Here is a 24,659-nt window from a genome sequence, read left to right on the forward strand (position 1 = left end):
GCGGCAGTGACCGTAATGCTCAAATCGCAGGCAATAAAAAACCCCTGTAGCGAGGGGATTCATCCCCGATGGACTGCTCAGCAGTCCCCTTCTATCTAAGAAGGGGCCGCTTCGCGACCCATCGGGGATGAATCCCCTCACCACAAGGGCTTTCAGACTCCAGCATTACACTGGAGCCAATTCAGATTACTTGACGTTGCTCGGAGTAGCACCTTCAGCCACACCCAGGTCATCTTCCGGACGGGTATCGGCGATACCGCGACCACCCGAAGCCAGCTCGGATTGCAGCACGTCGGTGTCCAGCTCTTTCACCCACTTGGCAACCACGATGGTCGCCACGGCGTTGCCGACCAGGTTGGTCAGGGCGCGGGCTTCGGACATGAAGCGGTCGATACCGAGGATCAGCGCCAGGCCGGCCACCGGCAGGTGACCAACCGCCGACAGGGTGGCGGCCAGCACGATGAAGCCCGAACCGGTCACACCGGCGGCGCCTTTGGAGGACAGCAGCAACACCACCAGCAGGGTGATCTGATGGGTGATGTCCATGTGCGTGTCGGTGGCCTGAGCAATGAACACTGCAGCCATGGTCAGGTAGATCGCAGTACCGTCGAGGTTGAACGAGTAACCGGTCGGGATCACCAGACCCACGACGGATTTCTTCGCGCCCAGACGCTCCATCTTGATCAGCATGCGTGGCAGTACCGATTCCGAAGACGAGGTACCCAGTACGATCAGCAGCTCTTCACGGATGTAGCGGATCATCTTCAGCACGCTGAAGCCGTGCATGCGGGCGATGGCACCCAGCACGATCAGGATGAAGGCCAGGCAGGTGATGTAGAAGCAGGCCATCAGTTGACCCAACTGCACCAGCGAACCGACACCGTAAGCACCGATGGTGAACGCCATCGCGCCGAAGGCACCGATGGGCGCGAGCTTCATGATCATGTTGATGATGTTGAACATCACGTGGGCGAAGCGATCGATGAAATCGAGGATCGGACGGCCATAGTCACCCAGGCGATGCAGGGCGAAACCGAAGATCACCGAGAACATCAGCACTTGCAGGATGTCACCGGTGGCGAACGCGCCGACGATGGTGGTCGGGATCACGTTGAGCAGGAAGCCGACAACGCTCTGGTCTGCACCTTGCTGCACGTAGGTCGCGACTTTCGAGGCGTCGAGGGTGCTGACGTCGATGTGCATGCCGTTGCCCGGCTGCACGATGTTGACCACGATCAGGCCGACCAGCAGGGCGATGGTCGAAACGATTTCGAAGTACAGGAGTGCATAACCGCCGGTCTTGCCGACCGACTTCATGCTTTGCATGCCAGCGATGCCGCTGACCACGGTGCAGAAGATGATCGGGGCGATGATCATTTTGATCAGCTTGATGAACCCGTCACCCAGTGGCTTTACCGCCACACCGAACTGCGGGTAGTAGTGACCAAGGGCAATACCGATGATGATCGCGACGATCACCTGGAAATACAGGGATTTGTACAGTGGCTGACGAGTCGTCATTGCAAGTGTCCTCAAGCGTCCCGCGGGCAACATCCATCTGTTGGGCGCAGAACCTGAATTGCGAACCCTCCTGCACTGGAGGGATTTGTTGTTCGAGCGGCGTTTTTCCCGCGGGATAGACGCACACTTCTGTCGCTCTTATCGCAAACGCCGTGCCACTTTGGTGCAATTCGCTGCAAGCCTTTTGATATCAGGGGATGCAGGCTAATTTTTGTCACTGCCCAGTGACGCCAGTGTGGCGGATTTCCGCCAAGTCAGCGGCTCTCGTCCTACAATTTGGCGGAAATCCGCCTTGTTGCCCTGCGCATGCCCCGGCTACCATCCAGCGCCTGAGGAAGGATCTGCCGCTTATGCGCGAACGTACCATCGCCAGTCATTTCGCCCGTGCCGCCCTCGGTGGCGCACGCCGTTCGGGCTTCGACTATTCGCCGCTGCTGCAGCAACTGGGGATCAGCCCCGAGTTGCTCGATGAACCACGGGCGAGGATTGCCCCGGAGCAATTCACCCAGTTGATCCAGAGTCTGTGGCTGGCGCTGGATGACGAATACCTGGGTTTTGGCAACGCGCCGAGCAAGCCCGGCAGCTTCGCGATGATGTGCCACGCGCTGATCCACTGCCGCAATCTGGAGAAGGCACTGCAACGCGGTTTATTGTTTTATAGCCTATTCCCCGAGGCTCCGCGTCTGAGCCTGAGCCACGAAGACGAATGGGTGCGCCTGAGCCTTGATGACTCGCAGTTATGGGACCCGGATCACTTTCTCAGCGAGAGCCTGCTGGTGATCTGGCATCGCCTCGGCAGTTGGCTGATCGGCCAGCGGATTCGTCTGGAGCAGGCCACCTTCAGTTATCCGAAACCGGCGCACGGTGCCGAGTACGACCTGCTGTTCCCTTGCCCTCTGGTGTTTTGCGCCCAGCAAAGCAGCCTGTTGTTCCACAGTCGCTATCTGTCGATGCCGCTGTTGCAGGACGAACGCACCCTCAAGCACTTTCTCGAACGCTCACCCGCCGACCTGCTATCGCGCCCGGACGACGGCGACAGCCTCAGCAGTCGCCTGCGCCGCTTGCTCAGCCGCGACAGTGCGCAGTGGCCGGACCTCGAAGCGGTGGCCGCGCAGCTGCACATCAGCCCGCAAACCCTGCGTCGGCATTTGCGTGAGGAAGGCAGCAGTTTTCAGGAATTGAAGGATCAGTTGCGCCGCGACATCGCGATCTATCATCTGGGGCGGGCGGATCTGTCGTTGCAACAGATTGCCGAGCAGTTGGGGTTTTCCGAGCCCTCGGCGTTTCACCGGGCGTTCAAGAAATGGACCGGGCTGACGCCGGGGGCGTATCGGGCGCAAGAGCAGTGAGGCTTTGACGTCAAAAGCCCCTCACCCTAACCCTCTCCCGGAGGGAGAGGGGACTGGATGGGGGAAGCTCGATAAATACGCCGACCTGAAAGCTCTCTGCTGAATCCATATTCGAGGCAAATCACTCAGGTCGATCATTTTCTGGAGACACTTAGGTCAGTTCCCTCTACCTCTGGGAGAGGGCTAGGGTGAGGGCAACTTCCAATTAAACCGCAGGAAACTGAATCCTGAACGCCGCCCCGCCCATCGGCGAATCCCCGAGCATCAGCTTGGCGTTGTAGCTTTCGATGATGTCCTTGACCACCGCCAGGCCGATGCCCTGCCCCGGGTGCTGACGATCCAGACGTTCGCCGCGCTCGAGGATCCGCGCGCGCTGATTCGGCGGCACACCGGGGCCGTCGTCTTCGATACACAATTCGATACCGGCCAGGCTCTCACGCACACTGATGCGCACTTCGCCCAGGCACAGGCGATAGGCGTTCTCCAGCAGGTTGCCCATCATTTCCAGCAATGCACCCTGCTCGATCGGCACGTAGCAATGCTCCGGCAGATCGAAGGCTACCCGCACGTGTTTGTCGCGGTAGACCTTGTCCAGCGTGTCGCACAGGCTTTTGAGCACCGGTTGCAGCCGCACCTGGTGGCGCACCAGGCCGCTTTTGCGCAGGCTGGCGCGCTGCAGTTGATAGCTGATCTGCTGACTCATGCGCTCGATCTGGGTTTGCAGCACCCAGGCTTGATCGCGATCTTCCGGGCGTTGGGCCATGTCTTCACTGACGCCTTGCAGTACCGCCAACGGGGTTTTCAGGCTGTGCGCCAGATCATCGAGGGAGTCACGGTAGCGGCTGCGCTGCTGGCGCTCACTGTGCAGCAGACGGTTGAGCGAGCCGGTCAGGCGCAGCAGTTCGCGCGGGTGTTGTTCGCTGAGGCTTTCGCGAGTGCCGCTTTCGATTTCGTCGAGCTCCTGACTCAACCGGCGCAAGGCTTTCAAACTCCAGGTCAGGCCAATCCACAACAGCGCAAGCAAGACAAACAGTGCAGCACCAAAGCCCAGATAAAGGTTGTCGCGCAGGCCTTCGAGCGTCGATTCGTACTCGTGCACCGGTTGCAGGGTCACAAAGCTGAATGCCGCACTCTTGCCCCCGAGCAACTTGACTTCGACGTCGTAGACAAAAAATTCCTGACCGCTGGCCTGGCGAATCCGCGCGAACTCATTGCCCATGCCGTCGTAACGCGGCTTGTAGTTGATCTGCCCTTCTTCTGTGCCCTTGGAGCGCCAGACCAGATGCCCCTCGCGATCATAGATGTAGCCCAGCAGACGCCCGTCAGTAAGGTTGAATCGCTCGTCAGGCAACTGCGCAGGCATCTGCAGGCGACCGTTCTCGATACGTGCCGCCGAAATCAGCGTGGTCACATCCGAGGCCAGGCGCTGCTCGATCGAGTCCTGCAATGCCAAGCTGAACGCGCCCTGCATGGCCGGCAGCAAGCCGAGCATGAACAACACCGCCAACGTGGTGGCGGCGAGCATCAAACGAACGCGAAGAGAACGAATCAAGTGCAGCGCTCATTGAACAGGTAGCCGAGACCGCGCACGGTTTCGATCGGTTTGAACCCGCCCGGACTTTCAAGCTTGCGACGCAGGCGGCCGACCAGCACTTCGATCACGTTCGGATCGCGCTCGTCGTCATCCGGATAGAGTTGCTCCATCAGGCGATCCTTGGGCACCACTTGCTGGTGGTGGCGCATCAGGTATTCGAGGATGCGGTATTCGTAGGCAGTCAGCGCCAGCGGCTCTTCATCCAGCGATGCCTGCTTGCGATTGAGGTCCAGCAACAGCGGTCCGGCGACGATGGTGGACTGGGTGAAGCCGCTGGAGCGACGCAGCAAGGCGTTGAGTCGCGCCTCGAGTTCTTCGAACTGGAACGGCTTGACCACGTAGTCGTCGGCACCGGCAGCGAGGCCTTCGACCTTGTCTTGCCAGTTGCCGCGCGCGGTGAGGATCAGGATCGGAAACGTCTTGCCGCTGGAACGCAACTGGCGGATCAGGTCCAGACCGCCCATGCCCGGCAGACCGAGGTCAATCACCGCCAGATCGAAGTTGAACTGCCCGGTCTGGTACAGCGCCTCTTCGGCATTGGCCACGGACTCGACCACGTGACCGCTCTCCGTGAGGCGGGTTTGCAGGTGATGGCGCAACAGCGCTTCATCTTCGACGACCAACAGTTTCATAACGCTCTCCCGGGCAAATCAAAAAGCTCCAACGTCAACAGCATACTTGTGAGGGCGAGTCTGCTCGCGAAGGCGACGGCACAGGCGACAACTTTCTCATTGCTGTTCGATAGGCTGCAAGGTTAGCAAGCCGCCCCTGTACCTGCCCTGAACACTCGGTGAACCTGCACTGAATCAAATCGACTAGGCTGTCCTGACCACTTTCGATAAGGAGACCGACCATGCGCCTGTTCCTCGCCCTCGCCCTGCTCGCTGCCAGCAGTCTGGCCAACGCCGCGATCAAGACTCAAGAGATTCCCTACCAGAGTGCCGACGGCACCAAACTGATCGGCTACTACGCCTACGACGACGCGATCAAGGGCAAACGCCCTGGAGTCGTCGTGGTGCATGAATGGTGGGGCCTTAACGATTACGCTAAACGTCGCGCCCGCGACCTCGCCGAACTGGGCTACAGCGCGCTGGCGATCGACATGTACGGCGAAGGCAAGAACACTGAGCACCCGAAAGATGCGATGGCGTTCATGCAAGCCGCGACCCAGGATGCCGCGGCCTCCAGCAAACGTTTCGAGGCCGGGTTGAACCTGCTGAAAAAGCAGCCGCAGACCGACGTCAATAAAATCGCCGCCATCGGTTACTGCTTCGGCGGTGGCGTGGTGCTCAACGCCGCGCGTCAGGGCGAGCCGCTGGCGGGCGTGGTGAGTTTCCACGGTGCGCTGGCGACCACCACCCCGGCGACGCCCGGCAGTGTGAAGGCAAAGGTTCTGGTCGAGCACGGTGCGCTGGACAGCATGGTCACTCCAGACAACGTCACCGCGTTCAAATCCGAGATGGACAAGGCCGGCGCCGACTACACATTCGTCAGCCTCGACGGCGCCAAGCATGGCTTCACCAATCCGGATGCCGATCGCTTGAGCCACGGCGATCATGGTGGCCCGGATATCGGTTACAACAAGGCGGCCGATGAAAAATCCTGGGCGGACATGAAGGCGTTCTTCCAGAAAATCTTTGGCTGACATTGCCCCTGTGGCGAGGAAGCTTGCTCCCGCTCGGCGGCGAAGCCGTCGCAAAAACATGCCGACGCGGTTTACCTGACAGACCTCGTCCACAGATTTGGGGGGCTTTGCCCCCAGCGGGAGCAAGCTCCCTCGCCACAAAAGTGTGCAGCCTCTACCCAGTCGTGGCTTCAACCGGCAAAATGCCCGCCATGAATTCCAGCCCGATCCTCCCCACCTGCTGCACCGCGCTCGACGCTCACTGGCCGTTGCCCAGCGTGCTGCCCGAGACCGTGCTGCTCAGTACCCGTTTCGACCCGAAGCAACTGCTGGGCGATGACTTCCAGCGCAGCGCCATCGAGCCGCCGCCGAGCATTCAGCGCTCGGTGGCCAAACGGCAGGCCGAGTTTCTTGCCGGGCGAATCTGCGCCCGGGCTGCGCTGCAGCAACTGGAAGGCTCAAGCGTGATTCCGGCGATTGGCGAAGACCGCGCACCGGTGTGGCCGGCGCACATCTGCGGCTCGATCACTCACAGCACCGGACACGCGGCGGCGATTGTCGCCAACAAGCAACACTGGCGCGGCTTGGGCATGGATCTGGAAAACCTGCTCGAGACCGAGCGCGCCGAACGCCTGGCCGGGGAGATTCTGACGCCTGCGGAACTGCTGCGCATGAGCGCCGGTGCGCGGGAACAACTGGCGTTACTGGTGACCCTGACGTTTTCGGTGAAAGAGAGCCTGTTCAAGGCGCTGTACCCGATTGTGCAGAAGCGTTTCTACTTCGAGCACGCCGAGGTGCTGGAGTGGACGGAGCAGGGTCAGGTCCGGTTGCGTCTGCTGACTGACTTGTCTGGCGAATGGCGTCATGGCACCGAGCTGGAAGCGCAATTTGGGGTGCAGGATGGGCAGTTGTTGAGTCTGGTCAGCATTCCGGCCTGAGGATTTTTCGGCGACTGTTGCACCGCCTTCGCGAGCAAGCCCGCTCCCACCCTTGAAATGCATTCCCCTGTGGGAGCGGGCTTGCTCGCGAAGGCGTCATTTCTGCTGACACAAAACTCAACGGCGCTCCTGACTCCTCGGCCAACTCAGACTGAAACAAGCCCCACCCAGACTCTTGCTCTTGTTGATCAGCGCCCGACCGTCATGCCAGTGAATGATCCGCCGCACAATCGACAGCCCCAGCCCGTGCCCACCAGAGGCCCGGGTGCGGCTATCATCCAGACGCAGGAACGGCGTGAAGATCCGTTCCCACGCCGACTCCGGCACACCCGGCCCGTCATCCTCGACATCGACCCGGCAGCGCAACTGCCCGACCTGATAACTCACCGTGACATTCGAGCGCGCATGGCGCATCGCGTTGCTCACCAGATTCTGCAACGCGCGGTGCAGGAAGCGCGGCTCGGCTTCGACCCAGGCGCCATCGTTGTCCGCCGCTGACAGGCACAACCCGCGCTGCACCGTGACCTCGGCACGCAACGGCGCCAGTTCTGCGATCACCTGATTGACCAGCGCATCGAGGTCGATGCGTTGAAAGGTCAGCGCTGGCGAACCCTGTTCCAGCCGCGCGTAAGTGAGCATTTCGTCGACCAGCTTATCGAGGTCCTCGATGTCGTGATCCATGCCCTCGCGGTACTTTTCCAGCGCCTGCGGGGTGGTGGCCGAGCCGATCATCTCCAGCCCGAAACGCAGGCGCGCCACTGGCGTGCGTAGTTCGTGGGATACCGCACGCACCAACTCGCGCTGGATCGCCAGCAACTGCTGCAAGTGCTCGGCCATGCCGTTGAACGCTGCTGCCAGTCGCCCGACCGAGTCAGCTCCGCGGGCCGGCACGCGGGTTTCCAGGCTGCCCTTGGCGATGCGTGTGGCTGCCGCTTCGAGTCCCCGCAGACGTCGTTCGAGCTGACGCACCAGCAGATACACGATCAGACCGATCAAGGTCAGGCCCAGGGCAGCGATCAACACCAGCCATTGCGGCGGATACGGATTCATCTGATACAGCGGGCCGATCTCCAGCACCCACGGCGTACCGACCATGCCGGCAAACACCCTGATCGAATCCCCGCCCTTGCCCAGCGCCATCACCGTATCGCCCTCGGACACTCGGCGGCTCTGGTCTTCGTCCATGTCGGCCTCGTTGACCGTGACCAGTCGCAGATCAAAACCGAAGCCTTTCTCTTCCTTTAACTGCGCCAGTCTTTTGGGCTGTTCGCCGACCGGCACCCGTACCAGTTCATCGGCCAACAGATAAATAGTCGCGCGGGCCAATTGCTCGCTGATCTGTTGTACGTCACCGGTCAGCAGCAGCTGTTCCTTGTCGCTGACCAGTCGATAGACCCGCGCCGCATGCGGGCCGGTCTGCTCTACCAAGGCCTGACCGCGCTGCACCCGGGCGCGCTGAGAGAGATCCAGATCGGTCTCGGAAAACTTCTTCAGCGCCAGCGGAATCCCCAGCAGACGCTCCCAGACCAACAACGCCCGGTGGCGCTCGGTTTCGTTCATCGGTTGCAGGTTGTCGGCCATCAGCGAGAACGTGCCGTGGGCCAGGCGCTCGCGGTATTGCTCGCTGCGCACCTGATTGAGCAGGTGCAGCGCCAGCACACCAAGCACCGCCACCAGAATCAGCGCCGCGCACATGCCGCCATAGATGCGCAGGAAGATCGAGTTCACAGCGCCAGATCCACACAGGCTTCAGGGACGAACAGGTAGCCTTTGCTACGGATGGTCTTGATCAGGCGCGGATGGTCGGGGTCATCGCCAATCTTCGGGCGAATGCGCGAGATGCGCACATCGATCGAGCGGTCCTGACCGTCATAGCCGATGCCGCGCAACGCAGTGAAGATTTCTTCGCGAGAGAGGATTCGCCCGGCGTTCGACACCAACAGCCAGAGCAGGTCGAATTCGGCACTGGTCAGTTCGATGCCGCTGTCGCTGAGCCAGGCTTCGCGCAAGGCGTTGTCCACCACCAGCGGGCCGAATTGCAGGCGACGGCTTTTTTCCGCGATCGGTTCGGCGCTGTCACTGCGTCGCAGCAAGGCCTGAATGCGCGCGAGCAACAGCCGTGGACGCACCGGTTTGCACACGTAATCGTCAGCGCCGAGGTCGAGACCCTGAATCTGGTCAGCATCGTCGGTGCGCGCGGTGAGCATCAGGATCGGCCCGTCGTAACGATCGCGCACCTTGCGGCAAATGCTCAGGCCGTCTTCACCGGGCAGCATCAGGTCGAGGATCACCAGGTCCGGCTGCTCCTTGATGATCCGCGCCGCCGCCAGCGCGCCGTTGCCTTCGATCTCCACGCGCAATCCATTGGCTTGCAGGTATTCGCGGGTGAGTTCGGCCAGACGCTGGTCGTCCTCGACTATCAATACCTGCCAGGCTTCTTGCTCCACCGGTGACCTCTGCTTGCTGTTTTTATTAATAAGGAAGAATGCTCGGCCTGACTCAATTCCCCTGTGGGAGCGGGCTTGCTCGCGAAGACGGCGGCATGGTCAACATGGAAATTGCCTGACCCACCGCTTTCACGAGCAAGCCCGCTCCCACATTTTTCCCGTCTTTTTGTCATCTTTCGGGAGGATAAGAATGGGTAAACACCGCTCGATTGTATAAACGGCGTACAGCCAGAACACAAGTCGGCAAATGCGTTCGGATACGCCGGTTTTTTGTGATAGGGTTCGCGCCCTTAAAAATCCGCTGAAGCGTTTTTCCCGAGTGAAAAACAGTGACAAACGGTCTAACTCAGCAGGTTCGCGGCCTACACGGGAATCAGCCCTTTCGCACACAATTTACGCACAGGTTTATCCACAGGCTATACGTTGCAATACTCCCCCAAAACGCATTATCTTGTAGCCCGTGCGTAAAAAAACCCTACATGTAGGGGTTTTCGCAAAAAACCAAACACAAACCGGACAGTGAATTCAAGGCTTTTTATTGCCATTGTCGGGTTGAACCAAACGTATTTTCGAAAGCCCAAACCGCGCCTGCGGATGGCTACCGTTTTTCAGTCGACCACGACGATAACGGTACGGGTGTTGCAGTGACGAATCTGCTCCCCGAAAGGAATGCGGTCTCACGCGTATCGCGCGAACCGAAGACTTCGGCATGGAAGCGGCGCTCACAAGGCCCCCTTCCTGAACTGTCCCGAAGTCGTTATGCCCGGCGCGTGCCGGTTGTAGTGCTTCAGGACGGAACGGTGGGCACCTTGATGGTGCCCAAACAAACATAGAGAACGTGGAGACACCCATGCAAACCGACACAACTCGCGAGAACCCGCAGGGCACCTTGCCGCAGGCCGCCGATTCGAATTCGGATCTGGCCGCCACCGCGCCTGGTCAACTGCGCGTGATCAAGCGTAATGGCACTGTCGTTCCTTACACCGATGACAAGATCACCGTCGCTATCACCAAAGCGTTTCTCGCAGTTGAGGGCGGCACCGCTGCCGCTTCGTCGCGAATCCACGACACCGTTGCGCGCCTGACCGAACAGGTCACCGCGACCTTCAAGCGTCGCATGCCGTCGGGCGGCACCATCCACATCGAAGAGATCCAGGACCAGGTCGAACTGGCCCTGATGCGTGCCGGCGAGCAGAAAGTCGCTCGTGACTACGTGATCTACCGTGACGGCCGCTCGAAAGAACGCGCAGCCCATGCGCCGGTAGAAGCTGCGGTCGACGCGCACCCGTCGATCCGCATCACCCGTGCCGATGGCAGCCTCGCGCCGCTGGACATGGGCCGCCTGAACACCATCGTCACCGAAGCCTGCGAAGGCCTGGCTGAAGTCGACGGCGACCTGATCCAGCGCGAAACCCTGAAGAACCTGTACGACGGCGTGGCCCTGAACGACGTCAACACCGCACTGGTAATGACCGCGCGTACCCTGGTCGAGCGCGAGCCGAACTACTCGTTCGTCACCGCCCGCCTGCTGATGGACACCCTGCGTGCCGAAGGTCTGGGTTTCCTGGGTGTGGCCGAGAGCGCCACTCACCACGAAATGGCCGACCTGTACGCCAAGGCACTGCCGGCTTACATCGCCAAAGGTATCGAGTTCGAACTGCTGAACCCTGTGCTGGCCACCTTCGACCTGGAAAAACTGGGCAAGGCGATCAACCACGAGCGCGATCAGCAATTCACCTACCTGGGCCTGCAGACCCTGTACGACCGTTACTTCATCCACAAGGATGGCGTGCGTTTCGAACTGCCGCAGATCTTCTTCATGCGCGTGGCCATGGGCCTGGCGATCGAAGAGAAGCAGAAAGAAGACCGTGCGATCGAGTTCTACAACCTGCTGTCGTCCTTCGACTACATGGCTTCGACTCCGACCCTGTTCAACGCCGGTACCCTGCGTCCACAGCTGTCGAGCTGCTACCTGACCACCGTTCCGGACGATCTGTCGGGCATCTACCACGCGATCCACGACAACGCCATGCTGTCGAAATTCGCTGGCGGCCTGGGCAACGACTGGACCCCTGTGCGCGCCCTGGGTTCGTACATCAAGGGCACCAACGGCAAGTCGCAAGGCGTGGTTCCGTTCCTGAAAGTAGTGAACGACACCGCCGTAGCCGTTAACCAGGGTGGCAAGCGCAAAGGCGCTGTGTGTGCCTACCTGGAAACCTGGCACATGGACATCGAAGAGTTCATCGAACTGCGCAAGAACACCGGTGATGATCGTCGTCGTACCCACGACATGAACACCGCCAACTGGATCCCTGACCTGTTCATGAAGCGTGTCTTCGATGACGGCAAGTGGACCCTGTTCTCGCCTTCCGAAGTGCCGGACCTGCACGATCTGACCGGCAAAGCCTTCGAAGAGCGCTACGAGTACTACGAAGCCCTGACCGAGTACCCGGGCAAGGTCAAGCTGTTCAAGACCATCCAGGCCAAAGACCTGTGGCGCAAAATGCTCTCCATGCTGTTCGAAACCGGCCACCCATGGCTGACTTTCAAGGATCCGTGCAACCTGCGTAGCCCGCAGCAGCACGTCGGCGTGGTTCACAGCTCGAACCTGTGCACCGAGATCACCTTGAACACCAACAAGGACGAGATCGCCGTTTGCAACCTGGGCTCGATCAACCTGCCGAACCACATCGTCGACGGCAAGCTGGACACCGCCAAGCTGCAACGCACCGTGAACACCGCCGTGCGCATGCTCGACAACGTGATCGATATCAACTACTACTCGGTGCCGCAAGCGAAGAACTCCAACTTCCGCCACCGTCCGGTCGGTCTGGGCATCATGGGCTTCCAGGACGCGCTGTACCTGCAGCACATCCCTTACGGTTCCGACGCTGCCGTCGAGTTCGCCGACAAGTCGATGGAAGCGGTCAGCTACTACGCGATCCAGGCGTCCTGCGACCTGGCCGACGAGCGTGGTGCTTACGAGACCTTCAACGGTTCGCTGTGGTCCAAAGGCATCCTGCCACTGGATTCGCAACAGATCCTGATCGAGCAACGTGGCCAGAAGTACATCGACGTTGACCTGAACGAAACCCTGGACTGGGCACCGGTTCGCGCCCGTGTACAGAAAGGCATTCGTAACTCCAACATCATGGCCATCGCACCGACCGCAACCATCGCCAACATCACCGGCGTATCGCAGTCGATCGAACCGACCTACCAGAACCTGTATGTGAAATCGAACCTGTCGGGCGAATTCACCGTGATCAACCCGTACCTGGTTCGCGACCTCAAGGCTCGCGGTCTGTGGGACTCGGTCATGATCAACGACCTGAAGTACTACGACGGTTCGGTTCAGCAGATCGAGCGCATCCCGCAAGAACTCAAAGAGCTCTACGCGACCGCGTTCGAAGTGGACACCAAGTGGATCGTTGACGCGGCAAGCCGTCGTCAGAAGTGGATCGACCAGGCCCAGTCGCTGAACCTGTACATCGCCGGTGCCTCGGGCAAGAAGCTCGACGTGACCTACCGCATGGCCTGGTACCGTGGTCTGAAAACCACTTACTACCTCCGTGCCCTGGCTGCGACCAGCACCGAGAAGTCGACCATCAACACCGGCAAGCTGAACGCTGTTTCCAGCGGCGGCAACCACGGCGACGATTCGGTTCTGGCAGCTCCGGCCGGCCCAGCGCCAGTGCCAAAGGCTTGCGCGATCGACGAGCCGGATTGCGAAGCTTGCCAATAAGCTGAGCCGGGTCAGGCGTCGCGAGACGCCTGATGCTTCCAGGCAAAAGAAAACCCCCGACAGACTTCTGGTTTGTCGGGGGTTTTCTTTTGTCTGCCATTTAACTGTAGGAGCTGTCGAGTGCAACGAGGCTGCGATCTTTTGATCTTTAGTGCTGCTGCCACAGATCAAAAGATTGCAGCCTTCGGCAGCTCCAGAGGATGAGTACATCTGGCAGGCCGCCATCGCCAGCAGGCTGGCTTCCACAGAAGAGCAAAAGCCAAGCGCATGCTTTTCACCACTCAATGGCCGAGTGTCAGCTCGCCGAAAGCTTTTGATTTTGCCGTACCGGTCCCGTCGGCAGGCTGAGTGGAGGGATTTATCCGGGGGTGGGAGCGAAGCGACCGTTTGGCGAAGCCAAACACAGCGAGAGGAGGTGCAGCGAAGCAAACCGGAGGCGATGCGCCCGGATCGATCCCGGAGCGAAGGAACCCGAGCCACGGCGAGGGCCGAACGTTGGGGCTGAAGCGTTTTGGTTACTTTTGGGCGTCTGCAAAAGTGACTCGCCGTAAGGGCGAAACCCTAAGTAGCCGTTACCGCAGCAACGGATAAGCCCACAAAACAATAGCCCACAAAAAAGCCCCTCAAAAAGAGGGGCTCCCTTGCACAACCAGAAACCGCAATCAGGTCATCTGAATGATGGTTTGCATGATGGTGCTCTGGGTCGAAATGGTCTTGGCGTTCGCCTGATAGTTGCTCTGGCCCTTGATCAGGTCCACCAGCTCGTTGGTCAGGTTAACGTTCGACTCTTCCAGCGAGTTGGATACCACCTCACCCAAGGTCCCGGTTTTCGGCGCGTCGTAGCCCGGAATACCGGAAGCGAAGGTCTCTTTCCAGCTGGTACCACCGATAGCCTGCAGGCCCTGTTCGTTGGTGAAGCTGGCCAGCGCAACCTGGCCGATGGCCTTGCTCTGGTTGTTGCTGAAGTTGGCGAACAGGGTACCGGTGCCATCAATGGTCAGGTTGGTGATCTGGCCAGTGGCGTAACCATCCTGAGTCGGGATCGAACGGGCGGTATCGGCGTTGTACTGGGTGGTCTGAGCCATCGAAATGGTGATGCCTGCCGGGTTCGCGGCTGCACCATTAGGCTTGAATGTACCGTTGATCACATTACCCGGGACCCAGCCACTGAGCTTGAGGTCACTGCTGATCACCGGACCCGGCAGAGTGCTGACCTGAGTCAGCTTGCCAGCGGAGTCAAACGTCATGGTCGAAGGTGTCGGCGCGGTGACCTTCGGATCGCTACCGGTAGCGTCCGGATTACGACCGTCTACCAGGGTGTAGACCTTCCAGGTGTTGGCACCGGTCTTGACCACGTACTGATCCATCGGGTGCATGTTGCCCTGACTGTCATAGATCGGCGTGCTGAACGATTTGGTGTAGGTCGCGAGGTTGTTCGGATCGAACTTGCCGGCGGGCACTGTGTCGTCGATTACTGGAGCGGTCGAGTCCAGGTTGATGGTCGAGGTCACCAGCGAGGTGGACTTCGGCGCCAGGTTGGAAGTGTCGATCTTCAGGTCAGTCAGCACACCATTGATGATCTTGCCGTTGGCATCCACACCGTAACCCTGCAGGCGCGAGGTGTAGTCGGTGTTGGTGATGTAACCAGCGTTGTCGACCTTGAAGGTACCGGCACGGGTATAGGAAACCGAACCGTTGTTGCTCATGGTGAAGAAACCGGAACCGTTGATACCCATGTCCAGCACGTTACCGGTGTTGTTGATGTCACCCTGGGTGAACTGCTGAGAAACGTTGGCCAGGCGTACACCGTTACCGATGACCTTGCTGCCACTGCCCAGACGGGTCGACGAGTAAACGTCTTCGAATTCTGCACGGGACGATTTGAAACCGGCGGTCGCGACGTTGGCGATGTTGTTGCCGGTCACGTCCAGTTGTTTGTTGGCTGCATAGAGACCGCTAAGGCCGATATTGAAAGACATATTCCACTCCTTTGTGCCGGTTAGTCGGCTCTATATACCAATGGTTTGTACTTTGGACAGGGCGACGGTGCCCTTGCCGGACAGGTTGAGCATCAGCTCGCCACCGGTCTGGCTGATGGTCACGCTGTTGACCGTGGCTGGCAGGTAGGTCGCCATATCGGTCGCGGTGCCATTGATCGAGGCGTTGGCTTTGACGGTATAGGTACCGGTCTTCACCAGATTGCCGTCCTTGTCCTTGCCGTCCCAGGTGAAGCTCGCGCTGCCTGCGGCGCGACTGCCCAGATCGATGGTGCGAACCACCGTGCCGCTGCTGTCGGTAATGCTGACCGTGCCACCGGCAATCGACGACGGCACGGTGACCGAACCGGTCATGCCTTTGCTTGGGTCGTCCAATTGCACGGTGTTGGTCTGCACGATCACGTTACGGCCAACCAGCGACGACGCCTGCAGGGCTTGCGAGGAGCTGTAGTTGCCGGCCAGCGAACTGACGGTGCTGTTGAGGGTGGTGATGCCCTCAAGGCTGCTGAACTGCGCCAACTGCGCTACGAAAGCGCTGTTGTCCTGCGGATCAAGCGGGTTCTGGTTTTTCAGCTGGGTGACCAGCAGTTGCAGGAACGCATCCTTGCCCAGGGCTTTGCCGCCAGTGGCGCTGTTGGTGGCCGAAGCAATGCCACCGGTGGTCGAACTGCTCGTTTTCTTCGAGGAGTTCGCCAGGATGTCATTCATGCTCAGGCTGCTGGTGGTATCGGTAACACTCATGGCCGTCGCCCCTTATTACTGACCGAGGGTCAGTACCTTCTGCATCATGGTTTTGGCGGTGTTCATCATTTCGGCGTTGGTCTGGAACGAACGGCTCGCGGAAATCATGTCAGCCATTTCTTCCACCACGTTGACGTTCGGGTAGTAGACGTAGCCCTTGGCGTCAGCGGCCGGATGGTTCGGCTCGTAACGCGCTTCGAGATTGCTCTGGTCTTCGACCACGCCAAGTACCTGCACGCCCTGCCCTGCGGCGTCCTGGCTCTGGAACAGCGAGTTGCTGCCACTGTTCTGGCCGCCCTGGAACATGGTGGCGAACACCGGGTGACGGGCGCGGTAGGTCTGGTCAATGCTCGACGAAACGGTTTCGGCGTTGGCGATGTTCGAAGCCACGGTGTTCAGACGCGTGGTTTGTGCGCTCATGCCGCTGCCGGCAATGTTGAAAACGCTGGACAGGGACATGGATTACTCTCCGCGCAGGGCTGACACCAGCCCTTTGAATTTGCTGTTGAGCAGGGTGAAGCTGGCCTGGAAGCCGACCGCGTTTTCCGCGTAGTTCGACTGCTCAAGCTGAGCGTCCACGGTGTTCTGGTCGATCGAAGGCTGCATCGGCGTGCGATACATCAGCGATTCGTCGCCATTGCCCAGGCCTTCAGCTTCGATGTGACGGCTGTTGGTCATGTTCAGGGCGATGGTGCCGTTGGCGTTCTTCTGGGTCTGTGCTTCGAGCACTTTGGAGAAGTCCAGATCCCGAGCCTTGTAGTTCGGGGTATCGGCGTTGGCGATGTTGTTGGCCAGCACTTCGGCACGCTGGGCGCGGAAGCCCAATGCCTTTTCGTGAATGCCGAGCGCTTTATCGAAGCTGATGCTCATGTCGGGAACCTTCGGGTGACCGGTTTTTCGTACCTGAGCTTTAGCAAGCGCCGTGCCAAACAGAACAACCCCCGTAAACCGGGGCTTTGCGAGGAGCCGGCAAAGCGGCAATGCCAGAAAAGCGGCAACCGGTTTCCGCTGGCTGCCGCTTTTCTGCCGCTTGCGTGCTCTCGCCGACACCGGACAACTGTGGGAGCGGGCTTGCTCGCGAAAGCGTCATCTAAGTCAGTATTTGTTTTCCTGACACACCGCCTTCGCGAGCAAGCCCGCTCCCACAGGGGATTTTGTGGCGTGTGAGGGAGATAATTCAGGCACAAAAAAACGGGAGCCCCCAAGGACTCCCGTTTCTCGTGTTGCCGATGCAATCACTTCGCCTGGTAAATGATCCCCGGGCTGCACTGGACCATCTGGTAATGATCCGGCAGACCGTTCAGCGCTTCGGACGCGCCAAGAAACAGATACCCGCCCGGCTTCAGCGTGCTGTGAATGCGCAACAGGATGTCTTTCTTCACCTCGGCGGAGAAGTAGATCAGCACGTTGCGGCAGAACACGATGTCGAACTTGCCCAGACTCGCGTAGCTGTCGAGCAGGTTGAACGAACGGAATTCCACCCGGTTCTTGATCGGCGCCTTGATCACCCAGCGCCCCGGCCCTTTCGGGTCGAAGTAGCGCTGCAGACGATCGGCGGACAAACCGCGACCGATCGCCAGGCTGTCGTACTCGCCGGTCTTGCAGTTGGTCAGCATGCTGCCGGACAAGTCCGTGGCAACAATCTGCACGCCCATCTTCAACTGACCGAGGTTGCTGCGCTCGAACTCATCGATCGACATCGACAGCGAATACGGTTCCTGACCCGACGAGCACGCCGCCGACCAGATCCGCAGACGCTGGTTGGGACTGGCCTTGATTGCCTCGGGCAGCACCTTGTTCTTCAAGACTTCAAACGGATAGGTGTCCCGAAACCACAGGGTTTCGTTGGTCGTCATGGCATCGACCACCTGCTCGCGCAAACCGCTGCGCGGCTGGGTCTGGATGCGCTGTACCAGCTCACCCAGGGACTTGATGCCTTGCTGCTCCATCAGTTTGTTGAGACGGCTCGAGACCAGGTACTGCTTGTTTTCACCGAGCAAAATGCCACAGGCTTTTTCCAGGAAGACCCGGAATTGTTCGAAATCCAAATTACCCGTAGACAATGATGCCGCCTCTTAAATCGTGTTGACCGCCAGAGACAAAAGGTCCCTAGCTGATATCTGCTGCTTTGATCCGGTCGACTACCCGGGATGCCAGGTCATCAGGACGGAATTTGGCCAGGAAGTCATCGGCACCGACTTTCTTGACCATCGCCTGATTGAATACCCCCGACAACGAAGTATGCAGGATGATATGAAGCTTTTGCATGCGCGGGTCGCTGCGGATCTCCGCCGTCAGGGTGTACCCGTCCATCTCCGGCATCTCGATGTCGGAAATCATCATCAGGAACTCTTCTTCCGGCTTCTTGCCCTCTTCGACCAGCTTGCGCAGGTAATCCAGCGCCTGCTTGCCGTCGTTCAGCGCCACCACTTCAACCCCGATCGTCTGCAGGCAACGCGTGACCTGCTTGCGCGCCACCGACGAGTCATCGACCGTCAGCACCCGCAGCGACAACGCCTTGCTCTGGGTCTCAACATCGACCACACCGACCGAAATCGCCTCGGGCGTCGGCGCCACTTCCGCCAGCACCTTCTCGACATCGATGATTTCGACTAACTGATTGTCGACCCGAGTCACAGCCGTCAGGTAGTGATCGCGCCCCGTGCCCTTGGGCGGCGGATGGATCTCTTCCCAGTTCATGTTGACGATGCGCTCCACCGAGCGAACCAGGAAACCCTGGGTCTTGGTGTTGTACTCCGTGATGATCACGAACGGACTGTTCTTGTCTTTCAACGCCCCGGAACCGGTCGCCATTGCCAGATCAAGGATCGGAATGGTCGCCCCCCGGATATTCGCCACCCCGCACACGACAGGACTGGACTTGGGCATCAACGTCAGCGACGGGCATTGCAGCACTTCCCGCACCTTGAACACGTTGATGCCGTAGAGCTGCTGACCGTCAAGACGGAACAACAACAGCTCCAGGCGATTCTGCCCTACCAGTTGCGTGCGCTGGTTCACCGAATCCATTACACCAGCCATGCCCAGACTCCTACACCAACGCCAAGTGTTGTTGCGACGCACATTCATTGCTAAACGGCACGGCGCTTGCTTTTTAACTCGTATGAACGCTCAAACGACATTTTTCCGACGCCTGACCTCCCGCACCCGCAAAGCGCTGTGCGCGGTGTCTGCCGTCTGCTTCTTCTTCGCTGGCAGCCCTGCCGGTGCTGATACGGTTACCTTGCCTGACATGCTTATCGGCGTCACCCAAGGCTTTCTTGAGTTCACCGTAGAAGACTATCTGGCTACCAGTCAAACGGAAGGCCGCTACGAAATCGAGGTCAACCAGCTCGACCCGCGTATGCGCATGCCTATGTGCGACAAGGAATTGACAGCGTCGCTGGAGAGTCCGGCCCGTCCGCTGGGCCGGGTAACGGTCAAGGTCCGGTGCGAGGGAAGCTCGCCGTGGACGGTGTTCGTGCCCGCTCAAGTCCGCCTGTTTCGCGAGATTGTCACCACCACCCGCCCGCTGAAACGCGCCGGAATTATCGAGCCGCAGGATGTGACCTTGCGTGAACGCGACATCAGCCAGATCAATCAGGGTTTCCTGACGTCGGTGGATGAAGCCATCGGGCAGAAATTGACCCGACCAACGGTCGCCGATCAGGTGATTACCCTGGTGCATCTGGAACAGGCTGAAGTGGTGCGCAAGGGTGATCAGGTGGTCATCATCGCCCGCAGCGGTACGCTCGCTGTGCGCATGCCCGGCGAAGCCCTGGCCAATGGCGGTTTGAAAGAACAGATCCGGGTGAAAAACCTCAATTCCAACCGGGTGATCAAGGCGCAGGTCATCGCGCCGGGCCAGGTGGAAGTGGCCATGTAAAACGCTCAGGCAGAAAACTGGCGCCGGCCTCGATGCTTCCCTAAACTGTGCCGCAGCAGAACACGCTTCGGCACATGCAGCTCATTGCAAAGTGAGCCTAAAGTTTTCCAGGGAATGGCCGAGAACATGGCAAGCGTCCAAATTCCCAGAGGTTTTTAACATGGTCATCGATTTCAGCCGTTTGAACAGCTCCTCGTCACTTACGGGCAGTACACGTACCAGCAACGCCAAGGAAACCGCCGAATCCGGCACCTCCGCGCCGCTGAATACCCAGGCCGAAACGGCCAGTACCGCAAAAAGCGGGGAATCGGTACACCTCAGCAATGAGGCTCAACAGTTGCAGAAGGTCACTGACAAGCTGCGCGATCAGCCTGCCGTCGACAAAGCCCGGGTGGCCGAGTTGAAAGCAGCGATTGCCGATGGCAGCTATAAAGTCGACAGCAACCGTGTAGCCAGCAAACTGCTCAACTTCGAAGCCCAGCGCTAGGCTTTTGCCGGCGCCAGGCTTTTGGACGCTTAAAACCCAAGGCCAGCCATGCACGACACTAATTTATTGCAACTGATCACCGACGACTTTGCTCCAGCTCAACAATTGCTGGAGTTGCTGCAAACCGAGTCCCTCGCTTTGCACGGTCGCGACATGCCTTTGCTCGAAGACATTCTGGCGCGCAAACAGGCATTGATCATTTTGCTTGAACAGCATGGCCGCAAGCGCAGCGAAATCCTCGCCAGCCTCAACCTGCCGCTCGACCGTCAGGGCCTGGAGCAACTGGCCAGCCACTCGAGCATTGGCGACCAGTTGCTGGCCCAGAGCGACGTGTTGACCGACCTGATTGCCCAGTGCCAGGCGGCGAACGTCAAGAACGGCCAGTCGATCCAGATTCAGCAGGCCGCCACGGCCAATCAGCTGAAAATCCTCACCGGGGGCGAGCCGCCAGCGTTGTATGACGCCTCGGGCACTTTCGCCAAACCCACCAAGCCGCGTACGCTCAGCCAGGCGTGAGCCATTCGATGTGCCTGCACTATCAACCCGCGAAACATGCTGGCAAAATGCTGGCTAGTCGTAGTCAAATTTTGTCTGGAGATTGAGAAAACGTGCCAAACGCCCTAAGCGCGGATGATAGTCCGCAGCCACCAAAGGTGCTGACCACGCCCCTGGAAATCTCCAGCAACCTGCGCCAGCTGCAAGAAAGCCACGATCCGCTGATCATCACGTTCCACGAGCGCAGCCAGCGCTTTCAGAGCTACCTGATCAAGGTCGACCGCGATACCGCGACGATTGCCCTGGACGAGATGATCCCGCGCGATGGCGAGCGCTTTCTGCAGGCGGGCGAACCGTTCAAGGTCGAAGGCTTCCACGAGGGCGTGCGCATCGCCTGGGAATGCACCGGTACGCTGAACATTGAAGAGTCCGAGGGCGATCGCTTCTACACCGGTGACCTGCCGACCGAGGTGGTTTACCACCAGCGCCGCAACGCCTTTCGTGCAGCCCTGAAGCTGACTGACCTGGTCAGCGTCGAACTCGGCGGCGAAAAGCTCAAAGCGCCGATCAACGGCAAACTGCTGGATATTTCCGCCACCGGTTGCAAGCTGCGCTTTGAAGGCGACATCACCGACCGCCTGCAACTGGGCCAGGTCTACGACCGCATGATCGCCACCCCGCTGTTTGGCAATCAACCGATCTCGGTCGAACTGCGTTATCTGCACTTCGAAGAAAAGCTCAACATCACCTTCGCTGGTCTGCGTTTCCACAACATCAGCGGCCAGGCGGCGCGCAACGTCGAACGCTTCGTCTATCAGTTGCAGCGTGAAGCACGCCGGTTCGATAAAGACGATCTGTGATTCGTACAGGCAAATAGAAAGGGCAGCCCCTCGCGGGACTGCCCTTTTCTATTTCCATTGTCCCGTCCTGGCCTGGAGATCCCTGTGGCGAGGGGATTTATCCCCGATGGGTCGCGTAGCGCCCCCAAAACCTGCCGATGCGCAGTATCAGATACTTCGCATGCGTTGATTTTGCGACTGCTTCGCAGCCGGTCGGGGATAAATCCCCTCACCACAGTTAAAGCATCATTCTTTGAACAGCCTTACCCTCACCCGATTCAGGGTCTGGCACCACTGATGTCCGGCGTCGGTTTATCCCCCTCATCAGCCGGATCAGCTTCCACCGCCGCTTCAGACTGCACTTCGGGTTCCGGCTCCGGTTCTGGCGTAACCGTGGTCTGCATCTGCTCCTGCACCACCTGCTCATCCACTCGCGGATCGAGTGCTGCCACCAACGGCGAGCTGGACATGCTGTCAGGCATCGCCACGTGGTGCAGCGGCGCGTCGTCGACCTGATGCAGATTGGTCACCGCTTTCGGGCGAATGCGCCACACCAGCACCAGCGCGAAGAAACTGAAAAACGCGTACAGACTCTGACTGCCAAACAGCTTCATCAGCACACCTGCCAGCAGCGGGCCGATGCTCGCACCGACACCGTAGGTCACCAGCAGCATCGCCGTCAGCGACACCCGGCGATCGCCCTCGACGTGGTCGTTGGAAAACGCCACCGCCAGCGGGTACAGGCAGAACTGCACCAGCGAACACATGAACCCGACGACAAACAGAACTTCCAGCGGCACCTGCGGCAGGATCGCCAACGGCAACGCCGCCACCGCCAGGAACCCGGCAAAACAGCGAATCAGCAGCGCCCGGTCATAACGGTCGGACAACCAGCCCAACGGCCACTGCACCAGCAGCCCGGCAAAAATGCAGCTACCCATGAACAGACCGACCTGCTCGGTCGACAGCCCCTGCTGCGAGGCATACAGCGGTGCCAGACCGTAGAACGAGCCGATGATCAGACCGGCCCCCAGCACCGTGCTCAACGACTGCGGCACGCGCTTGATAAAGAAGCGCGGCTCCATCGGTGCCGGATGCAGTGGCGCCGGGTGAATTCGCCGGGTCAGCGCCACCGGCACCAGACACAGGGCAAAACACAGCGCGACCAGCATCAGCAGCTCCAGGCCGAGGCCCGGATGCATGACCAGAATCAACTGACCGAGCACCAGCCCCAGATACGAAGCGATCATGTAGCCGCTGAACACCAGCCCGCGCTGGTTGGCGTCGGCCTGCTCGTTGAGCCAGCTCTCGATCACCATGTATTGGCACATCATGCCCAGACCGACGATGGTCCGCAGCACCAGCCACGCCGGCAGCCAGTCGACCAGGCCATGCCCGAGCACCGCCGCGCCGACGATCCCGGCACACGCCGAATAAGCGCGAATGTGGCCGACCCGGGCAATCAAGCGGTGACCGATCTTGCCGCCCAGTACCAGGCCGAAATAGTTGGCCGCCATCAGCGCACCGACCCACAGCCCATCGACATGGTCAGCGGCCAGGCGCAATGCCAGGTAAGTAGATAGAAGGCCCGAGCCGATCAACATCATCAGCGAGGCGAAATACAGCGCTCGAAAGGATTTCCAGATTTGGCGCATCGGCGTTCCGAGCGGCTCCTTGCAGTGAGTATCGGACTATCAAGACGATAGCCCGACGGCGACAGTTAGTCAGGCCTGGGCTGCTAGAACACGCCGTTCCCAGGGAGTGATTTCATCAAAGAAGCTGGTCAACTCCATGGTCTTCGAAGCGATGTAGCCTTCGATGAACTCCTGTCCGAACAGTTCCCTGGCCAATTGGCTACGTTTCAGACGCTCGAGCGCGGCATGCAAGGTACACGGCAACGAAAGATTGTCCGGCACTTCGAATTCGCCCTGAATCGCCGCGGTCGGCTCCAGTTCATGCTCGATCCCATGCAAGCCGGCGGCCAGGCTCGCGGCAATCGCCAGATACGGGTTGGCATCGGCGCCGGGCAAGCGGTTTTCCACGCGTCGAGCCACCGGCGAACTGGCCGGAATCCGCAGCCCTGCAGCGCGGTTGTCATGGGACCAGCAGGCATTGTTCGGCGACGCATACGGGTGACACAGACGCTGATAGGAGTTCACGTTCGGCGCAAACAGCGCGGTGAAATCAGCCATGCCCGCCTGCTGCCCGCCGATGAAATGGCGGAACATTGCGGTCGGCTGGCCATTCTCGTCACTGAACACGTTGTTGCCGGTGGCGATCTCGACGACGCTCTGGTGAATGTGCATCGAACTGCCCGGTGTGTGCGCCAGCGGTTTGGCCATGCACACCACGCTCAGACCATGCTTGAGCGCGACTTCCTTGAGCAGGTGTTTGAACAGGAAGGTCTGATCGGCGAGCAACAGCGGATCACCGTGCAGCAAGTTGATCTCGAACTGGCTGACGCCCATTTCATGCATGAAGGTATCGCGTGGCAGACCGAGGGCCGCCATGCATTTATAGACTTCGCTGAAGAATGGCCGCAGGCCATTGTTGGAGCTGACACTGAACGCCGACTGCCCATCCTCGCGACGCCCGTCGAGGCCGACTGGCGGACGGAACGGCTGAGTCGGATCGGTGTTCGGCGCGAAGACGAAGAATTCCAGCTCGGTCGCCACTACCGGCGCCAGACCGCGTGCGGCGTAACGGGCGATGACTTTCTTGAGTTGGCCACGGGTCGACAGGTTGGAGCTTTCGCCGCTCAGTTCGTCGGCATCGCAGATGGCCAGGGCACGTGGCTCGTCGCTCCATGGCAGGGGATGGATCATGCTCGGCTCGGCGACCAGCGCGAGGTCGCCGTCATCGCTGCCGTAAAACCGCGCCGGCGGATAACCGCCCATGATGCATTGCAGCAGCACTCCCCGCGCCATCTGCAAACGCCGCCCTTCGAGGAAACCCTCGGCGGTCATCACCTTGCCGCGCGGCACGCCGTTCAAATC

21 protein-coding genes are annotated in these 24,659 nt (G+C 59.8%); 8 read left to right on the plus strand and 13 right to left on the minus strand.

Annotated elements, in window-relative coordinates; all coding sequences use genetic code 11:
- Positions 1-186: 186 nt before the first annotated feature.
- On the minus strand, positions 187-1,521 hold the full coding sequence (locus ACOYXI_RS11875) for a dicarboxylate/amino acid:cation symporter (protein ID WP_027612291.1): 1,335 nt from the start codon (positions 1,519-1,521) through the stop codon (positions 187-189).
- 350 nt (positions 1,522-1,871) lie between these two features.
- On the opposite strand from ACOYXI_RS11875, the gene ACOYXI_RS11880 reads away from it, so the two are divergent.
- Positions 1,872-2,870 (plus strand): AraC family transcriptional regulator, encoded by a 999-nt coding sequence (locus tag ACOYXI_RS11880; protein WP_461674865.1) that lies wholly within the window; start codon positions 1,872-1,874, stop codon positions 2,868-2,870.
- 205 nt (positions 2,871-3,075) lie between these two features.
- On the opposite strand, the gene ACOYXI_RS11885 is transcribed toward ACOYXI_RS11880, so the two are convergent.
- Both ACOYXI_RS11885 and ACOYXI_RS11890 read right to left on the minus strand, forming a co-directional pair.
- A complete protein-coding gene (locus ACOYXI_RS11885) occupies positions 3,076-4,422 on the minus strand; it encodes an ATP-binding protein (protein ID WP_223008287.1) in 1,347 nt (448 codons plus the stop codon).
- Positions 4,419-5,096, minus strand: a complete 678-nt coding sequence (locus ACOYXI_RS11890) for a response regulator transcription factor (RefSeq protein WP_247840396.1) — start codon at positions 5,094-5,096, stop codon at positions 4,419-4,421. The genes ACOYXI_RS11885 and ACOYXI_RS11890 overlap by 4 nt, the downstream gene beginning before the upstream one ends.
- 221 nt (positions 5,097-5,317) lie before the next feature.
- Here ACOYXI_RS11890 and ACOYXI_RS11895 point away from each other — a divergent pair, with 221 nt between their 5' ends.
- Both ACOYXI_RS11895 and ACOYXI_RS11900 read left to right on the plus strand, forming a co-directional pair.
- Positions 5,318-6,109, plus strand: a complete 792-nt coding sequence (locus tag ACOYXI_RS11895; RefSeq protein ID WP_225135987.1) for a dienelactone hydrolase family protein — start codon at positions 5,318-5,320, stop codon at positions 6,107-6,109.
- Between the two features lie 191 nt (positions 6,110-6,300).
- Positions 6,301-7,026, plus strand: coding sequence for a 4'-phosphopantetheinyl transferase family protein (locus ACOYXI_RS11900; protein WP_461674866.1), 726 nt, complete (start codon positions 6,301-6,303; stop codon positions 7,024-7,026).
- A gap of 117 nt (positions 7,027-7,143) precedes the next feature.
- On the opposite strand, the gene ACOYXI_RS11905 is transcribed toward ACOYXI_RS11900, so the two are convergent.
- Together ACOYXI_RS11905 and ACOYXI_RS11910 are read right to left on the minus strand one after the other, a co-directional pair.
- Positions 7,144-8,754 carry an ATP-binding protein gene (locus ACOYXI_RS11905; RefSeq protein WP_461674867.1) on the minus strand — a complete coding sequence of 537 codons (1,611 nt, stop codon included), beginning with the start codon at positions 8,752-8,754 and terminating at the stop codon, positions 7,144-7,146.
- Positions 8,751-9,473: a response regulator gene (locus ACOYXI_RS11910; RefSeq protein WP_098965100.1), complete on the minus strand. Its 723-nt coding sequence runs from the start codon at positions 9,471-9,473 to the stop codon at positions 8,751-8,753. The genes ACOYXI_RS11905 and ACOYXI_RS11910 overlap by 4 nt, the downstream gene beginning before the upstream one ends.
- 850 nt (positions 9,474-10,323) lie before the next feature.
- On the opposite strand from ACOYXI_RS11910, the gene ACOYXI_RS11915 reads away from it, so the two are divergent.
- Positions 10,324-13,218, plus strand: coding sequence for a ribonucleoside-diphosphate reductase subunit alpha (locus ACOYXI_RS11915; protein WP_095137143.1), 2,895 nt, complete (start codon positions 10,324-10,326; stop codon positions 13,216-13,218).
- 662 nt (positions 13,219-13,880) lie between these two features.
- Here ACOYXI_RS11915 and flgE read toward each other — a convergent pair.
- From flgE to ACOYXI_RS11945, 6 genes are all read right to left on the minus strand, one after another.
- On the minus strand, positions 13,881-15,197 hold the full coding sequence (flgE, locus tag ACOYXI_RS11920; protein ID WP_098965102.1) for a flagellar hook protein FlgE: 1,317 nt from the start codon (positions 15,195-15,197) through the stop codon (positions 13,881-13,883).
- Positions 15,198-15,227: 30 nt separating this feature from the next.
- Entirely contained in the window at positions 15,228-15,956 is a 729-nt protein-coding gene (gene flgD, locus ACOYXI_RS11925) for a flagellar hook assembly protein FlgD (RefSeq protein WP_223008284.1), read from the minus strand.
- 15 nt (positions 15,957-15,971) lie between these two features.
- Positions 15,972-16,415: a flagellar basal body rod protein FlgC gene (flgC, locus tag ACOYXI_RS11930; protein ID WP_003227217.1), complete on the minus strand. Its 444-nt coding sequence runs from the start codon at positions 16,413-16,415 to the stop codon at positions 15,972-15,974.
- Between the two features lie 3 nt (positions 16,416-16,418).
- The gene (gene flgB, locus ACOYXI_RS11935) at positions 16,419-16,826 is read right to left on the minus strand and encodes a flagellar basal body rod protein FlgB (protein ID WP_007917581.1); all 408 of its coding nucleotides are present in this window, start codon (positions 16,824-16,826) and stop codon (positions 16,419-16,421) included.
- Positions 16,827-17,191: 365 nt separating this feature from the next.
- Positions 17,192-18,019: a protein-glutamate O-methyltransferase CheR gene (gene cheR, locus ACOYXI_RS11940; protein ID WP_007963053.1), complete on the minus strand. Its 828-nt coding sequence runs from the start codon at positions 18,017-18,019 to the stop codon at positions 17,192-17,194.
- A 46-nt stretch (positions 18,020-18,065) separates the two neighbouring features.
- Positions 18,066-18,998: a chemotaxis protein CheV gene (locus ACOYXI_RS11945; protein ID WP_095137138.1), complete on the minus strand. Its 933-nt coding sequence runs from the start codon at positions 18,996-18,998 to the stop codon at positions 18,066-18,068.
- Positions 18,999-19,080: 82 nt separating this feature from the next.
- Here ACOYXI_RS11945 and flgA point away from each other — a divergent pair, with 82 nt between their 5' ends.
- From flgA to ACOYXI_RS11965, 4 genes are all read left to right on the plus strand, one after another.
- The gene (flgA, locus tag ACOYXI_RS11950; RefSeq protein ID WP_027612276.1) at positions 19,081-19,842 is read left to right on the plus strand and encodes a flagellar basal body P-ring formation chaperone FlgA; all 762 of its coding nucleotides are present in this window, start codon (positions 19,081-19,083) and stop codon (positions 19,840-19,842) included.
- A 160-nt stretch (positions 19,843-20,002) separates the two neighbouring features.
- On the plus strand, positions 20,003-20,329 hold the full coding sequence (gene flgM / locus ACOYXI_RS11955; protein WP_007917589.1) for a flagellar biosynthesis anti-sigma factor FlgM: 327 nt from the start codon (positions 20,003-20,005) through the stop codon (positions 20,327-20,329).
- A gap of 48 nt (positions 20,330-20,377) precedes the next feature.
- Entirely contained in the window at positions 20,378-20,845 is a 468-nt protein-coding gene (locus tag ACOYXI_RS11960) for a flagella synthesis protein FlgN (RefSeq protein WP_007963060.1), read from the plus strand.
- 92 nt (positions 20,846-20,937) lie between these two features.
- Positions 20,938-21,684 carry a flagellar brake protein gene (locus ACOYXI_RS11965; RefSeq protein WP_135296362.1) on the plus strand — a complete coding sequence of 249 codons (747 nt, stop codon included), beginning with the start codon at positions 20,938-20,940 and terminating at the stop codon, positions 21,682-21,684.
- Between the two features lie 257 nt (positions 21,685-21,941).
- Here the strand turns inward: ACOYXI_RS11965 and ACOYXI_RS11970 are convergent, their stop codons facing one another.
- Both ACOYXI_RS11970 and ACOYXI_RS11975 read right to left on the minus strand, forming a co-directional pair.
- On the minus strand, positions 21,942-23,318 hold the full coding sequence (locus tag ACOYXI_RS11970; RefSeq protein WP_135296363.1) for an MFS transporter: 1,377 nt from the start codon (positions 23,316-23,318) through the stop codon (positions 21,942-21,944).
- 69 nt (positions 23,319-23,387) lie between these two features.
- A complete protein-coding gene (locus tag ACOYXI_RS11975; RefSeq protein WP_330206669.1) occupies positions 23,388-24,629 on the minus strand; it encodes a glutamine synthetase family protein in 1,242 nt (413 codons plus the stop codon).
- Positions 24,630-24,659: the final 30 nt, after the last annotated feature.

This window comes from Pseudomonas sp. G3-19 (assembly GCF_054855875.1).

Excerpts from the sequence above, each read along its gene's own strand:
- ACOYXI_RS11875 (WP_027612291.1), bottom strand. The coding sequence starts at position 1,521 with ATGACGACTCGTCAGCCACTGTACAAATCCCTGTATTTCCAGGTGATC.
- ACOYXI_RS11880 (WP_461674865.1), top strand. The coding sequence starts at position 1,872 with ATGCGCGAACGTACCATCGCCAGTCATTTCGCCCGTGCCGCCCTCGGT.
- ACOYXI_RS11890 (WP_247840396.1), bottom strand. The coding sequence starts at position 5,096 with ATGAAACTGTTGGTCGTCGAAGATGAAGCGCTGTTGCGCCATCACCTG.
- ACOYXI_RS11895 (WP_225135987.1), top strand. The coding sequence starts at position 5,318 with ATGCGCCTGTTCCTCGCCCTCGCCCTGCTCGCTGCCAGCAGTCTGGCC.
- ACOYXI_RS11900 (WP_461674866.1), top strand. The coding sequence starts at position 6,301 with ATGAATTCCAGCCCGATCCTCCCCACCTGCTGCACCGCGCTCGACGCT.
- ACOYXI_RS11915 (WP_095137143.1), top strand. The coding sequence starts at position 10,324 with ATGCAAACCGACACAACTCGCGAGAACCCGCAGGGCACCTTGCCGCAG.
- flgE (WP_098965102.1), bottom strand. The coding sequence starts at position 15,197 with ATGTCTTTCAATATCGGCCTTAGCGGTCTCTATGCAGCCAACAAACAA.
- flgD (WP_223008284.1), bottom strand. The coding sequence starts at position 15,956 with ATGAGTGTTACCGATACCACCAGCAGCCTGAGCATGAATGACATCCTG.
- flgC (WP_003227217.1), bottom strand. The coding sequence starts at position 16,415 with ATGTCCCTGTCCAGCGTTTTCAACATTGCCGGCAGCGGCATGAGCGCA.
- flgB (WP_007917581.1), bottom strand. The coding sequence starts at position 16,826 with ATGAGCATCAGCTTCGATAAAGCGCTCGGCATTCACGAAAAGGCATTG.
- ACOYXI_RS11945 (WP_095137138.1), bottom strand. The coding sequence starts at position 18,998 with ATGGCTGGTGTAATGGATTCGGTGAACCAGCGCACGCAACTGGTAGGG.
- flgA (WP_027612276.1), top strand. The coding sequence starts at position 19,081 with ATGAACGCTCAAACGACATTTTTCCGACGCCTGACCTCCCGCACCCGC.
- flgM (WP_007917589.1), top strand. The coding sequence starts at position 20,003 with ATGGTCATCGATTTCAGCCGTTTGAACAGCTCCTCGTCACTTACGGGC.
- ACOYXI_RS11960 (WP_007963060.1), top strand. The coding sequence starts at position 20,378 with ATGCACGACACTAATTTATTGCAACTGATCACCGACGACTTTGCTCCA.
- ACOYXI_RS11970 (WP_135296363.1), bottom strand. The coding sequence starts at position 23,318 with ATGCGCCAAATCTGGAAATCCTTTCGAGCGCTGTATTTCGCCTCGCTG.
- ACOYXI_RS11975 (WP_330206669.1), bottom strand. The coding sequence starts at position 24,629 with ATGACCGCCGAGGGTTTCCTCGAAGGGCGGCGTTTGCAGATGGCGCGG.